This window comes from Propionicimonas sp. T2.31MG-18, from assembly GCF_964266745.1.
Taxonomy (GTDB): domain Bacteria; phylum Actinomycetota; class Actinomycetes; order Propionibacteriales; family Propionibacteriaceae; genus Propionicimonas.
The window spans coordinates 144,962-158,554 of the sequence record NZ_CAXWGX010000027.1 but is presented as its reverse complement, the minus strand read 5'-3'; the positions used below and the strand labels follow the sequence as shown (position 1 = coordinate 158,554).

Sequence of the window (13,593 nt, the reverse complement as noted above, 5' to 3'; positions counted from 1 at the left end):
ATCAGCCGACCGCCCTGAGCCGTGCGGCCTGCTCGACGGGAGCGGGCACGGCGGCAGCAAGCAGGCCCTCGGGCGTGGGCAGCACGAGCCGGACGCTCCGGGGCACCGGCCTGCTGCGGGTGACCACCGTCACGGTCACCTCCCTGCGGGAGAGGTGGCCGTACCCGTCGCCCACCCCCGCCCAGCGCACGTCGCCGAGGGACAGCCGCGCCTCGGCCCGCGGCCACGGCCCGTGGACGAGGAGGACGCCGCCCCGGTCGCGCAGCCGCGACATCAGCCGGACGGCGTCCGACTCCCGCACCCGGCCGGTCGGACGGACGGCGATGACCGGGACTGCCTCGGCCAGGGCAGCGGTGGAGGCCAGCCACTGGTCCCCCGGATCGGGAACCAGTGCCAGCCGCTCCAGCGACACCCCCGCGCTCCCCGCAGCCTCGGCCCCAAACTCCGGCATGCCCACCACGCCGCACCAGTGGCCCTCCTGCGACGGTCCGGCGAGCAGCGCCAGCAGCAGTGCCCCGCCCACCTCCAGCGAGTAGGCAGCCCCGGCCTTCAGCCCCCCGTCCGGGAGCAGCCCGGTGAGCGGCGGAGGCACCGGGAACGGGCACGGCCGGATGCGTGCCTCCGCGCGGGCCACCTGGGCGCGCAGCCGCTCCAGCAGTTCCCCCCGGGGAACCGTGATCTCGGGAGCGCGCTTCACCCATCGATCATCGAACACCTGTTCTATTTCGTCAAGCCATCCCCTCCCCCGTCCGCGCCCCCGATCGCAACTCCTGCTACCGGAATTCCGGCAGCAGGAGTTGCGTTCGGCAGCAAGCCGAACGGGTGGGACAGGGGGGAGGGGACAGTGACTCTCCCCGCTGGCGGCAGCGGGCGTACACGACCCGGGAAGCTCGGATGCCGGCGACGCCCTTCACCGACACCAGCCGCGGGCGCGTCCACCGCCAGAAACGCGCGGTCGCCCTCTCCGTTCCCGCTACCGAGTGCAACTCCCGCTACCGGAATTCCGGTAGCGACGGTTGCACTCGGGGGCAAGCGCGACAGGTGGGACGAGCGGGACGGGCGCGGAAGCGGTGACTCGATCAGGCCTCGGGGAGCATGTGCGGGTAGTCGATCGCCGTCGGCGGGAGCAGGTTCTCCTTGATCGAGCGCGGGCTGACCCAGCGCATCAGGTTCCACAGCGAGCCGGCCTTGTCGTTGGTGCCCGAGGCCCGGCTGCCGCCGAACGGCTGCTGGCCCACGACCGCCCCGGTCGGCTTGTCGTTGACGTAGAAGTTGCCGGCCGCGTGCCGCAACTCCCTGGACGCCAGCTCCACCGCGGACCGCTCGGTCGCGAAGACCGCGCCGGTCAGCGCGTAGGACGACGTCTCGTCGACCATCCGTAGTACTTCGTCATACTTCTCGTCCTCGTAGACGAAGATGCCCAGGAGCGGGCCGAAGTACTCGGTGGAGAGCACGTCGTGGCGCGGGTTGTCGGTGGTGACGAGCGTGGGCCGCACGTACCACCCCTCGCTGCGGTCACAGGTCCCGCCCGCGATCACCTCGGCATCGGCGGACGCCCGCGCGTGGTCGATCGCGGCGGACAGCTTGGTGAAGGCGCGCTCGTCGATCACCGAGGAGGTGAAGTTCGAGAAGTCGCGGACGTCGCCGACAGCGAGCCCCTCCGTACGCGCGACGAGGTCGTCGCGGATCCGGTTCCACAGCCCCCGCGGGAGGTACGTGCGCGACGCCGCCGAGCACTTCTGTCCCGAGTACTCGAACGCGCCACGGACGAGGGCCGCCACGACCGCGTCCGGGTCGGCGGACGGATGGGCCACCACGAAGTCCTTGCCGCCGGTCTCCCCCACCAGTCGCGGGTAGGCGCCGTAACCGGCCAGGTTCGCCCCCACCTGCGCCCAGAGCCCCTGGAACACCCGGGTGGAGCCGGTGAAGTGGATGCCGGCCAGGGCCGGGTGCGACAGCGCCACGTCGGACACCTCTGCGCCGTGGCCCGGCAGCATGTTGATGACACCCTCGGGCAGGCCGGCCTCGAGCAGCAGCTCCATCCAGAAGTGGGCGGAGAAGCTCTGCGTGAGGGCGGGCTTCCAGATCACCGTGTTGCCCATCAGCGCGGGCGCGGTGGGCAGGTTGCCGGCGATCGAGGTGAAGTTGAACGGGGTGATCGCGTAGACGAACCCGTCCAGCGGACGGTAGTCCATGCGGTTCCACATGCCCGCGGACGAGATCGGCTGGTTGGCGTGCAGTTCGCGCGCGAAGGCGACGTTGAAGCGGAGGAAGTCGATGAGCTCGCACGCGGCGTCGATCTCGGCCTGCTGCGGCGTCTTGCCCTGGCCGAGCATCGTCGAGGCGTTCAGTCGGTCGCGCCACGGGCCGGCGAGCAGCTCGGCGGCGCGCAGGAAGATCGCGGCCCGCTCGTCGAAGGGCATCAGCGACCAGTCGCGGGACGCCGCCTGCGCCGCGTCGATCGCGGCGGTGGCGTCCTCGGCCGAGGACTGGCGCACCCTGGCCAGCAACGTCGAGTGGTCGGACGGCATCCGGACCTCGTGCGCCGCCTCGCCCCCGCGCGCGCGGTTGCCGATGACCGGCGCCACGTCGACCGGTGTCGCGGCGAGCTCGTCGAGCGTGCGCCTCAGTGAGGCCCTCTCCGGGGTGCCGGGGGCATAGCTTCTGACCGGCTCGTTGACCGGCCTCGGTACCTGGGTGATCGCGTCCACGCGCCGACTCTACGCCCCGCGCGACCCCCCTCGTTCCTCAGCTGGCCGCGGCCTCCGCTCGGCGTGCCTTGGCCGCCTCGACCGAGGCGCGCAGCGCCGCGACGAGGTCGACCACCTGCGCCTCCTTGGGCGCTTCGCCGGTGGGCGCGGGCAGCTCGACGCCCTCCAGCCGGGCGTCGATCACCTTCTCCAGTGCCTCCCGGTAGTCGTCACTGAACTGGGACGGGTCGAAGTCGCCGGACAGCTGCTCGATGAACGACCGCGCCATGCCGACCTCGGCATCGCTGACCTTCACGTCACCCTCCGGCGCGGCGAAGGAGCCGTCACGGAGCTCGTCGGGCCACAGCATGGTGTGCATCCGCAGCACGTCGCCCACCGGGCGGATGAGGGCGAGGGTCTCCCGGGAACGCAGGGCGACCTTGACCACGGCAGCCTTGCCGGTCTCTGCGAGCGCCTCCCTGAGCAGGACGTAGGGCTTGGTGCCGACCTTCTCCGCCTCGAGGAAGTAGGTGCGGTCGAAGTAGCTGGGGTCGATCTCGTCGACGTCCACGAACTGCACCACGTCGACACTCTTGCCGTCCGCGGCGGGCAGCTCCGCGAAGTCCTCGGCGGACAGGATGGCCATCCGGCCGTCGGCGGCCTCGTAGCCCTTGGCGATCTCGGCGTAGGGCACCTCCTCGCCGCAGACCTCGCACACGCGCTTGTAGCGGATCCGGCCGCCGTCCGCGGCGTGGACCTGCCGGAAGCTGATGTCCTTCTCCTCCGTGGCCCCGTAGATCTTGACCGGGATGGTGACCAGCCCGAAGGACACCGCGCCCTTCCAGATGGACCTCGGCATGTTCGTCCTCCCCTCGTGCGGGCGGTCGTGCGCCCTCTCCGGCTCAACCCTTACCCAGACTGTCCCATTCCCCCGGCCCGTGCCAGAGCAGGTCTGCCCCCTCGAGCAACGCGACCACCGCGGGTGCGTCCCAGGCCTGTGCCAGGTCCGCCGCCGGTGCCTGCGCCGCGGCCGTCACGAGCGTCGCCGCGCCCGGCTCGTCGGCGAACAGGCTCTGGACGGCCGAGAACGGCAGGTCCCGCACCTCCACCTCGCCGAAGTCGGCATCCCCGGCGGGTGCGAGCGGGACGCCGGTCCCCGCCACGGCCACCAGCCTGGCGCCGTGGGCGCGCAGCCCGGCGACCGAGGCGACCAGCAGGGCGATGTGCTCGGCCTCCTCCTCGTCGTCGGGGACGAACGCCGCCCGCAGGCCAGGGGTCACCGCGTGGGCCCGCACCGCGCCCGGAAGGACGCCACCGCGCGCCCAGCCCGCGAGGGCGGACGGGCTGACCGGGACGAAGACGAGGGCCATCACACCTCCGCCCGCAGCGCACCCAGTTCGGCGCTCACGTCGCGGGCCCAGCGCCGCAGCGGGGCGACCGCCGTCGCGCCCAGCGTCACCCGGCCGCGGAAGCTGGTGATCGAGACGTTGACCTGCTCGTCGTCCGTCGTGGCGGTAAGGGCATACACCTGGCGCAGCCTCGCGCGCCCCAGGTAGCGGTCCCCGTCCGGGCCGGGCACGTTGGCCACGGTCACCGTGTGCGGACGCCCCGCGGCCACCGTCCCCGCTGCCACGGCGTGCAGCGTCGGCGGGGCGAACCCGGCGAGGTCGACCAGATCACGGGCGGGCACGCTGAGACCGGTGTCGAGCCGGGCGCGCGTGAGCGTTGCGACGGTCCGCAGCCGCTCGGCCGCCGTCACCGGCGTGACCGGCAGCCCGAGCCACGACGGGGCGATCCGGCAACCGATGGCCGACTCCAGCACCGCGGGCTCCTGGACGGCCAGCGGGACGAGCGCGACCGGGTCCTCCAGGGCACGGCCGTGGTCGAGCAGCCACCCGCGGACGCCCGCCCCGGCCAGGGCCAGCAGCACGTCGTGGGTGGTGCAGCCGAACGCTGTCCGGACCTCCGCGAGCACGTCGAGGTCGACCTCCACCCCCGCGACGTGGTGCTCCCGGGGGCTGGCCGAGACCGTGCGCACCGCGTTCTCGACCATGCCGAGCAGGCCCGTCGCGGCGCCGGCGACGGCCTTCAGCGGGTCGTTCAGCGCACCGACGAGGTCTCCCAGCCCGGGCGCGCGGGTGTCGGACGGCTGCCACTCGCCGACGGTCCCCTCGACCGGTCCCGGCTCGGTGTCGAAGAGCTCCTGCAGGAGGTGGACGTTGTCGTACCCGTCGACCAGGGCCGGGTGGGCGCGCACCACCAGCGCCTGCGTCCCCGGCGCCAGCCCCTGAACGAGGGTGGCCTCCCACAACGGGTGTACCCGCTCGAGGGGACGGGCGAGCCGTTCGGCCAGCCAGTCCTCCAGGCGCTGCCCGGGCGCCAGCGCCTCTTCGTGGACGTGCCCGGCGACGCTGAAGTGCGGGTCGTCCACCCAGGCGGGGACCGGCCAGCCGTCCACCAGCCGGCGGAAGCGGGGCGAGTACTCGATCCGCTCCCGCACGCGGTTGATCAGGTCGGCCCGGTCCAGCGGGCCGGACAGCACCGCGACGACGGCCTGCTGCCAGGGTTGCGACTCCTGGTCGCGGGCCAGCAGGGCGGCTTCGGTCACCGTCACCGGGTCACTCACGGCACAACCCTACCCACCGGTCCTCACTCCACCATGTACGGCGGGGGCGGGAGTTGCCGGTCGGCCCAGACGAAGCGCGGGATGCGGCCGAGCCGGCCAACGCCGACGACGGTTCCGTCCCGCGACGGGCGCCGCGCCGTCCGCGGTCTGGCGGGACGTTGCTGACGGTCGTTAGGGTGGGCGGCGCCCGGACCAGGAGGACGCATGCGCAAGACCGTCGGATCGCTGCTCGCGGCGCTGCTGCTCGTCGGCTGCGCCGCCGCACCGTCCGCGCCCGCCGAGCCGGCCCGCACCGTCATCCGGATCACCCTCGCCGACGGCAAGGTCGAACCCAACGGCCAGCGTGTCGAACTCGCCAGGGGCAGCGTCCTGGAACTGGTGATCACCTCCGACCGCGAGGACGCGGTGCACGTGCACGGCTTCGACCTGGAGATCCCGGTGACGCCGGGGGCGAGCGTCACGAAGGACATCACCCTCGACCGCGTCGGGCGCTTCGAGATCGAGTCGCACGAGCCGGTCTTCACCATCCTGCAACTCGTCGTCTCGTGACCCCCCTGCTGGTCCCGCTGCACGGCCTCGGCTCCCGGCAGGACCTGCCGCTGCCGCTCCCGCTGGCGGTGACCGGTGCCGCGCTCGTCCTGGTGCTGTCGTTCGCCGTCCTGGCCCTGGCCTGGCGCGAACCCCGCTGGGACGGCGTCCCGGGCGGGCGGGCCCTGCCCGGCCTGACCCGGGTCGTCGACGCCCGGGGGACGCGGATCGCCCTGGCGGCGATCGGCCTGTTCGCCTTCGTCTGGGTCGGCATGGCCCTGTGGGCGGGCCAGGACCGGGTGACGAACCCGGTGTTCGGGTTCGCGTACGTGTGGATGTGGGTCGGGCTGGTCCCCCTGTCGCTGCTGCTCGGCCCGGTCTGGCGGACGGCGAACCCGCTGCGCACCCTGGTGCTCCTCGCCCGACGCGCGGGCCTGCCCCGGGACGGCGTGCTGCCGCTGACTCCGCCGGTGTGGCGGCGGATCGGACGGTACCCGGCCGCGGTGGGCCTGGCCGCCTTCACCTGGCTGGAGCTCGTGCAGCCGGACAACAACACCCTCGCCGTGCTCCGCTGGTGGTGGCTGGCCTGGGTGGTGGTCGTCGTCGGCGGCGGCGTCCTGTTCGGCCCACGCTGGGTGCGGTCGGCCGACCCCTTCGAGGCGTACGCCGTGCTGGTCTCGCGCGCCTCCCCCTGGCAGCGCGTGGACGGGCGCGTCGCCCTGGTCAACCCGCTGCGGCACCTGTCCACGTCGCGGTCGCCGGCCGGGACCTGGGCCGTCGTCGCCGTCCTCCTCGGCGGCACGGCGTTCGACGGCTTCACCGGGACCTCGTGGTGGGTGCGCACCGTCCAGTCCTCCGACCTTCCCCGGGTGCTGTGGAGCACGTCCGGCCAGCTCGCCATGGTGGCCCTGGTGGGACTGACGTTCGCCCTCGGCGTGCGGGGCCTCGGCCGGCTGCGTCAGGGGACGCTGCTCGACCTGCTCGCGGCCAGCGTGATCCCGATCGTGATCGGCTACGCGATTGCTCACTACCTGAGCCTGCTGGTCCTGGAGGGACAGCGGACGATGATCAACCTCTCCGACCCCCTCGGGTGGGGCTGGAACGCCTTCGGCACCGCGGAACTCGGAATCAACCAGCTCTGGCTGGAGGCACCCCAGGCCACAGCCCTCATCCAGCTGTTCGCCATCGTCGGCGGGCACCTGCTCGGCGTGCTGGTCGCCCACGAGCTCAGTCTCCGGGTGCTGCCGGCCGGCCGGCGCGTCCTCGGCCAGGTACCGCTGCTGGTGGTGATGGTGGGTTACACCTGCGGTGGCCTGCTCCTGCTCTTCTCGCCCTGAGTTGTCCACAGATCGCGCCGCACCCGTGGCGCCGGGCGGCGGCACGGCAGCACCCTGACCTCCTCACCACGAAGGAGGCGCCGTGCACCCCACCATGGCCACCTGTCGCCCCGCACCGGCCTCGCGGCCCGCGTCCGCGCTGCTGCTGGAGCCGCCCGGCACGCCCCGTCCCGACCAGCCCGTGCTGCCCTGGACAGTGGTCACCGAGGCGGCAGCACCCCCGTCCGCGCTCGACCCGGACCTGCGCCAGCTCGCGACCGCGCTGACCGCGGCGCTGGTGGAGGTGATCACCGGCCAGCGGTCGGCCCTCCAGCTGGAGCTGTGGGCGGAGCCCGACCTGCTCAACCTCCTCGAGCACCTGCGCCGGGCGCGCGTCGGGGACGGGTTGCGGCTGCGCTCGGTACGCGTCCAGGCGCCCCACGAGGAGGCCCTGGAGGTCTCGGCGCACCTGCGCCAGGGGGCAGCGTCCCGCGCGGCAGCGGTGCGGCTCAGCCGCCGTCGCGGCCGGTGGGTCGCCACCCACCTGGTGATCGCCCTCGACCCCGGGGTCGTGCACCGGGCAGGCTGGATCAACCCGCTGCCGAGGTGACCACCACGTCGCGGTCGTCACCGAGGCGCAGGTCCGACATCACGACCGTGGCCGTCTGCCCCGGCGCGCCGAGGGTGAGGACGCGACCCCACACGCCCTCCTCGCTGTTGCCCTGGGCCACGACGACAGGGGTGTCCGCGGAGCCGCCGTCCCGGCGCAGGGCGCCGACCGCCGAGCCCACCACGGCGCCCTCCACAGGGTCGCCCAGCCCCGTGGCCCGGTCGTAGACCTGCCGCGCCTGGCAGCCGTTCGCCAGCGGCAGCAGCCAGGCCGAGCCTGCCTGGGGCCGGGAGCCGATCGCCTCACCCGGCGCCCCGACGAGCACGCCCGGGACCCCGGGGCACACGCGCAGGACAGCCAGCGTCCACCCGAAGGCGTCGCCGGGCTCCGGCCGGCCCGGGACCACGCCGTCGCCCTGCACCATCGACGGCAGGGGCGACAGTTCCGCCCCGACGATCCGGAACGGCTGGACGCGACCGCCGACAGCGCTCGCGTCATGGTCGTTGGGCACGCCGACGACGACATGCCCGTCACCCGCCGCGACGGACGCGCCGAAGCGGTCCCCCGCCTGCGGCGTCCCCGGGATCCCGGGGGACTCCTGGGTGTAGGTGTGCTCGTCATAGGTGCCGCCGGCGAGGAAGCGCAGCACCGTCACCGCCCCGGCGGCCCGCGCACCGGCCACGGCCCGGCCGGGGGCGCCGATCACCAGCACCGGGCCGCTCGCGGCCAGGGCTTCGCCGAACCCGTCGGACGGCCCGGCACCCAGCGTCCGGGGTTCGCCGACGGGCAGCCCGTCCGCCCCGAGCCCGAACAGCCGGACGACGCCGCCGGTGGCGTCGTAGCCCGACACGGCGAGGATCCGCTCCGGCGTGGTCACCAGGGCCAGCGCCCCCCGGACGGCCAGCCCGGTGGTGACCACCCGGGTCGCGGCGCCCACCTCCAGCCCGGAGGCCGACCCGCGCAGCACGAACAGCGCCTGCGGCTGGCCGAACGACTCGTCGGCGTCGGCGACCACCAGGTCGGCGTAACCGTCGCCGTCGAGGTCGCCGGCCAGGAGGGACTGCCCGAAGCCGTAGGAGGAGGCACCGTCCAGGCCGGGGCGGGTGAGGTCCTGCGTGCGTCCGGCGCCGTAGCGGACGTGGACCCTCGCCGCCGGCTCGCCCACGCCGACGGCGAGGTCCGGGAGGCCGTCACCGTCGAAGTCGGGGCTCGCCGCCGACCGGACGGTGGCGGGAGAGGAGGCCGGGGTGGCCGCGGTGACCGAGGGCAGGGCGGGCCCGGTCGAGGATGGCGACGGCACCGGCGTGCAGGCGGCCAGCGCCAGGACCGCGGCGACGACGGTGGTGGTGCGGGCGAGCATCGGTGTCTCCTTCGACCGTCCCACGCTAGGCCGCAGGGGCCGCGGGCTCCACCACGGTGGACGCCGAAGTCGTACGAACACGTCCCCTCGAACCGCCCCGATCAGCCGGCGGCCGCGAGGCTGATCCCGAAGGGCGTCGGTAGGCCGGTGAACGGTTCCTCCGCGGCATCGGCCCCCGGCGCCAGCACGTACACGGTGCCGCCCCCGGAGCCGGCGTCCCCCGGCGCCGCGACGACCAGCGTGTCCGCCGCCCCGGCATCGGTGCCGCGCAGGGCAGCGACGGCCGACCCGATGCGCTTCCCCGTCTTCTCCGCCGCGCCGAGGGCGTGGCCGCCGTAGAGCTTGCGCGCCGGGCACCCGGCTGCCGCGGTGAACGGCACCACCCACGCCGCGCCCGCCCGGGACGCGTTCTGGATGTCCTCCCCGGGCGCCCCCACGAGAGCACCCACCACGCCCGGGCACGGGCGGACGACGGCCACGGCCGTGCCGAAGGCGTCGCCGGCCTCGTCCGCTCCCGGCAACCCCCGGCTGTCCTGGGTGATCGGGGCCAGCGGGACGAGCGTGTCGCCCTCCACCCGGAACGGCTGGACGGCGCCCGCACCGGTACGGCGGCCCTGGTCCTGGCCGGGGACCCCCACCACCGCGTAGCCGTCGCCGATGCCGACCGACACCCCGAACAGGTCACCGCTGGTCGCGGTGCCGGGCACGCCCGGCGTCCGCTTGGTCAGGCCGGTGCCGCGGAAGCCGGTGCCGTCCCAGGTGAGCACGTTCACCGCGCCCGCCTCGGGCACCGGGCCGGCGTTCTCCAGCGGTGCACCGACCAGAAGGAGTCTCCCGTCGGAGGCGAGGCTGGCCCCGAACCAGTCGCCGCGTTCCGCCTTGCCCGGCACCCCGGCGGTTCCCTGGGTCACCACCCGGACGTCGAACGCGGGCAGTCCGTCCGCCCCGAGGGGGTAGACCACGATGGCGCCCCCCACGTAGCCGTCCTCGACCTCGCCGGGGGCCCCGACCACCAGAGCGCGGCGGGGGCTCTCCAGCAGGGCGAGCGCCGAGCCGAAGCGACCCACGCGGGGTGGCGCGTCGTAGCGGTGGGCCGCGGCCGGCAGGAGTCCGTCCGCCGACCCGGGTACGAGGAACAGCGCCTGTCCGGACGCGTCGTCCCCGCGGTCGCCGACCACCAGGTCGGCGAAGCCGTCGGCGTCCAGGTCGCGCACCAGAACGGAGGCGCCGAAGCGTGACGCGGCGGCCGTCCCGTCGAGGTCTGCCCGGACGATGGTCTGCACCCGGCCGGTCGCGTACCTGACCTGGACCGAGGCCGGGGTCCCGGTTCCCCCGACCACCAGGTCCGGTTCACCGTCTCCGTCGAGGTCGCCGGTCGTCGCCGCCGGGCGGGCAGCGGTCGGCGCGGTGGTGGGCCGTGGGACGGGCGGGGGTTCGGGCGAGCACGCCGACACCGCGCCCACCAGTGCCAGGGCGGCCGCCAGCCGTGCTGCGGTGAGGAGCCCCGACCGCATCGACCTCGCCTCCTCGGCTCAGGCGGCCCGTCCGTGGCACATCTTGAACTTCTTGCCGGATCCGCAGGGGCACGGCGCGTTGCGTCCCACGCCCGCGTACGGGTCGTCGGTGGCGGTCTTCGTGCCCGACTTCGTCGCCTCGCCGGTCTCGCTCGGTGCGGAGTAGGCCATCGGACGGGCGGCCTTCGGCTCCAGCCCCTTCGCCTTCAGCGCGGGGCGCCGGGTGAGCGCCGGCTCCTCCGGCATCGGCACACGGTGCTGCTCGACCCCGGGGCTGCCGAGATCGGGGACGTCGTCATCGGGCCCGGAAGCCACGAGGTCACCGGCGGTCACCGGACGGCCGTTGGGCCCGGGCACCAGGCCCACCTGCGGGGCCGCGGGCTCCACGTGCACCTGGAGGTTGAACAGGTAGCCGACGACCTCCTCCATGAACGCTTCCATCATGGCGTTGAACATGTCGCCGCCCTCGCGCTGGTACTCCACCAGCGGATCGCGCTGCGCCATGGCGCGCAGGCCGATGCCCTCGCGCAGGTAGTCCATCTCGTAGAGGTGCTCGCGCCACTTGCGGTCGAGGACGGTGAGCAGCACCTGCCGCTCGAACTCCCGCATGGTCTCCTCGCCGAGCGCCTCCGTGCGCGCGTCGTAGGCGGCCTGCGCGTCGGCCTGGAAGTCGGCCACCAGCTCCTCGACGGTCAGGTCACCACGTCCGGCGTAGTCGGCGAGGTCGAGCGTCACCGGGAACAGGGTGCGGAGCTGCGTCCACAGCGCGTCCAGGTCCCAGTCCTCGACGAAGCCCTCGGTGAGGCCGCGCACGTACTGCTCGACCACGGTGTTCACCGTGCCGCGCAGCTGCTCCTCGACGTCGGCGCCCTCGAGCACCCGGCGCCGGTCGCCGTAGATCGCGTGGCGCTGGCGGTTCATCACGTCGTCGTACTTGAGCACGTTCTTGCGCATCTCGAAGTTCATCGCCTCGACCTGCTCCTGCGCCTGCTGCACGGACTTGCTCACGCGCTTGTTCTCGATCGGCATGTCGTCGGGCACGCGCAGCGTCTGCAGCACCCAGTCGATGATGTCGGACTTGAACAGCCGCATCAGGTCGTCCTGGAGCGACAGGTAGAAGCGGCTCTCGCCCGGGTCGCCCTGGCGGCCCGAGCGTCCGCGGAGCTGGTTGTCGATGCGCCGCGACTCGTGCCGCTCCGAACCGATCACGTACAGGCCGCCGAGCGCGACGACCTCCTCGTGCTCGTCCGCGACCTGTTGCTCGATGGCCGACAGCGTCTCCGGCCAGGCGGCCTCGTACTCGTCGGCGTGCTCGACGGGATCGAGGCCACGGTCGCGCAGCCGCGCGTCGGCCAGGAACTCGGCGTTGCCGCCGAGGATGATGTCGGTACCACGGCCGGCCATGTTGGTGGCGACGGTGACCGCACCCTTGCGTCCGGCGAGGGCGATGATCGCGGCCTCACGCGCGTGGTTCTTCGCGTTCAGCACCTCGTGCTTCACCCCGGCCCGCTTCAGCGCGCGGCTCAGCACCTCGGACTTGGCGACGCTGGCGGTGCCGATCAGGATCGGCTGGCCGAGCGCGTGGCGCTCGACGACATCGGCCACGACGGCGTCGAACTTCGCCTCCTCCGTGCGGTAGATGAGGTCGGCCTGGTCCTTGCGGACCATCGGCTTGTTGGTGTCGATCGGCAGGACGCCGAGGCCGTAGATCTTCTGGAACTCCGACTCCTCGGTCTTCGCCGTGCCGGTCATGCCCGCGAGCTTGGAGTACATGCGGAAGTAGTTCTGGAGCGTGATCGTGGCGAGCGTCTGGTACTCGTCCTTGATCTCCACGCCCTCCTTCGCCTCGAGCGCCTGGTGCAGGCCCTCGTTGTAGCGGCGGCCGATCAGCGTGCGTCCGGTGTGCTCGTCGACGATGAGCACCTCACCGTCGAGGATCACGTAGTCCTTGTCGCGCTTGAACAGCTCCTTGGCCTTGATCGCGTTGTTCAGGTAGGAGATCAGCGGGGTGTTCGCGGACTCGTAGAGGTTCTCGATGCCGAGGCGGTCCTCCACAGCGGTGATGCCGGGCTCGAGCACGGACACCGTCCGCTTCTTCTCGTCCACCTCGTAGTGCACGTCCTTCTTCAGCGAACGGACGAGCTTGGCGAACTCGGGGTACCACGACGAGTTGTCCTCCGACGGGCCGGAGATGATCAGCGGCGTGCGGGCCTCGTCGACCAGGATGGAGTCGACCTCGTCCACGATGGCGTAGTGGTGGCCGCGCTGGACGCAGTCGTCGATGCTCAGCGCCATGTTGTCGCGCAGGTAGTCGAAGCCGAACTCGTTGTTGGTGCCGTAGGTGAGGTCGCAGGCGTACGCCTCGCGCCGCTCGGCCGGGGTCATGTGCGACAGGATCACGCCCACCTTCAGTCCGAGGAAGTGGTGGATGCGACCCATCTGCTCGGACTGGAACTGCGCCAGGTAGTCGTTCACCGTGACCACGTGCACGCCCTTGCCCGACAGGGCGTTGAGGTAGGACGCGAGCACCGCGACGAGGGTCTTGCCCTCACCGGTCTTCATCTCGGCGATGTTGCACCAGTGCAGGGCGGCGGCGCCCTCGAGCTGGACGTCGAAGTGGCGCTTGCCCAGCACCCGCCGGGACGCCTCGCGGACCGTCGCGAAGGCCTCCGGCATCAGGGCGTCCAGCGACTCCCCGTCCGCCAGGCGCTGACGGAAGGCCTCGGTCTGTCCACGGAGCTCGTCGTCGGACATCGCCACGAAGTCCGGCTCGATCGAGTTCACCTGAGCGGAGATGACCTTCAGCTTCTTCAGCTGCCGGCCCTCGCCCATGTGCAGCATCTTGTCCAGTAGACCCACGGTGTTCGCTTCCTGATCGCGGCGCAGCGTCCGCGCCGATCAGCGCGGCGGCCTCCCCATACTAGACGAGCCTGCCCCCGCGCCGTGGAG

The 13,593-nt window shown here is 73.1% G+C and carries 11 protein-coding genes; 3 read left to right on the top strand and 8 right to left on the bottom strand.

Annotation, left to right across the window (positions count from 1 at the left end; genetic code table 11):
• Nucleotide 1 precedes the first annotated feature (1 nt).
• The 5 genes from ACFQQJ_RS13760 to ACFQQJ_RS13740 form a co-directional block, all read right to left on the bottom strand.
• Entirely contained in the window at nt 2-697 is a 696-nt protein-coding gene (locus ACFQQJ_RS13760) for a hypothetical protein (protein WP_377107270.1), read from the bottom strand.
• Between the two features lie 382 nt (nt 698-1,079).
• A complete protein-coding gene (gene pruA, locus ACFQQJ_RS13755; protein WP_377107268.1) occupies nt 1,080-2,711 on the bottom strand; it encodes an L-glutamate gamma-semialdehyde dehydrogenase in 1,632 nt (543 codons plus the stop codon).
• A 37-nt stretch (nt 2,712-2,748) separates the two neighbouring features.
• The gene (locus ACFQQJ_RS13750) at nt 2,749-3,549 is read right to left on the bottom strand and encodes a Ku protein (protein WP_377107266.1); all 801 of its coding nucleotides are present in this window, start codon (nt 3,547-3,549) and stop codon (nt 2,749-2,751) included.
• A 43-nt stretch (nt 3,550-3,592) separates the two neighbouring features.
• A complete protein-coding gene (locus ACFQQJ_RS13745; protein ID WP_377107264.1) occupies nt 3,593-4,060 on the bottom strand; it encodes a DUF6912 family protein in 468 nt (155 codons plus the stop codon).
• Nucleotides 4,060-5,316 carry a wax ester/triacylglycerol synthase domain-containing protein gene (locus tag ACFQQJ_RS13740; RefSeq protein ID WP_377107263.1) on the bottom strand — a complete coding sequence of 419 codons (1,257 nt, stop codon included), beginning with the start codon at nt 5,314-5,316 and terminating at the stop codon, nt 4,060-4,062. The genes ACFQQJ_RS13745 and ACFQQJ_RS13740 overlap by 1 nt, the downstream gene beginning before the upstream one ends.
• 204 nt (nt 5,317-5,520) lie before the next feature.
• On the opposite strand from ACFQQJ_RS13740, the gene ACFQQJ_RS13735 reads away from it, so the two are divergent.
• From ACFQQJ_RS13735 to ACFQQJ_RS13725, 3 genes are all read left to right on the top strand, one after another.
• Nucleotides 5,521-5,865: a hypothetical protein gene (locus ACFQQJ_RS13735; protein WP_377107262.1), complete on the top strand. Its 345-nt coding sequence runs from the start codon at nt 5,521-5,523 to the stop codon at nt 5,863-5,865.
• A complete protein-coding gene (locus tag ACFQQJ_RS13730; RefSeq protein WP_377107261.1) occupies nt 5,862-7,181 on the top strand; it encodes a hypothetical protein in 1,320 nt (439 codons plus the stop codon). Before ACFQQJ_RS13735 ends, ACFQQJ_RS13730 begins: the two co-directional genes overlap by 4 nt.
• Nucleotides 7,182-7,263: 82 nt before the next feature.
• Nucleotides 7,264-7,770 (top strand): Rv3235 family protein, encoded by a 507-nt coding sequence (locus tag ACFQQJ_RS13725; protein WP_377107260.1) that lies wholly within the window; start codon nt 7,264-7,266, stop codon nt 7,768-7,770.
• Here ACFQQJ_RS13725 and ACFQQJ_RS13720 read toward each other — a convergent pair.
• From ACFQQJ_RS13720 to secA, 3 genes are all read right to left on the bottom strand, one after another.
• On the bottom strand, nt 7,751-9,130 hold the full coding sequence (locus ACFQQJ_RS13720) for an FG-GAP repeat domain-containing protein (RefSeq protein ID WP_377107258.1): 1,380 nt from the start codon (nt 9,128-9,130) through the stop codon (nt 7,751-7,753). The two genes, ACFQQJ_RS13725 and ACFQQJ_RS13720, sit on opposite strands and share 20 nt — an antisense overlap.
• 101 nt (nt 9,131-9,231) lie before the next feature.
• On the bottom strand, nt 9,232-10,644 hold the full coding sequence (locus tag ACFQQJ_RS13715; RefSeq protein WP_377107256.1) for an FG-GAP repeat domain-containing protein: 1,413 nt from the start codon (nt 10,642-10,644) through the stop codon (nt 9,232-9,234).
• 18 nt (nt 10,645-10,662) lie between these two features.
• Nucleotides 10,663-13,494: a preprotein translocase subunit SecA gene (gene secA, locus ACFQQJ_RS13710; RefSeq protein ID WP_377107516.1), complete on the bottom strand. Its 2,832-nt coding sequence runs from the start codon at nt 13,492-13,494 to the stop codon at nt 10,663-10,665.
• Nucleotides 13,495-13,593 lie beyond the last annotated feature (99 nt).

What these genes read in the sequence shown, in the direction of transcription:
- ACFQQJ_RS13750 (WP_377107266.1), bottom strand. Translation starts at nt 3,549, where the DNA reads ATGCCGAGGTCCATCTGGAAGGGCGCGGTGTCCTTCGGGCTGGTCACC.
- ACFQQJ_RS13745 (WP_377107264.1), bottom strand. Translation starts at nt 4,060, where the DNA reads ATGGCCCTCGTCTTCGTCCCGGTCAGCCCGTCCGCCCTCGCGGGCTGG.
- ACFQQJ_RS13735 (WP_377107262.1), top strand. Translation starts at nt 5,521, where the DNA reads ATGCGCAAGACCGTCGGATCGCTGCTCGCGGCGCTGCTGCTCGTCGGC.
- ACFQQJ_RS13720 (WP_377107258.1), bottom strand. Translation starts at nt 9,130, where the DNA reads ATGCTCGCCCGCACCACCACCGTCGTCGCCGCGGTCCTGGCGCTGGCC.
- ACFQQJ_RS13715 (WP_377107256.1), bottom strand. Translation starts at nt 10,644, where the DNA reads ATGCGGTCGGGGCTCCTCACCGCAGCACGGCTGGCGGCCGCCCTGGCA.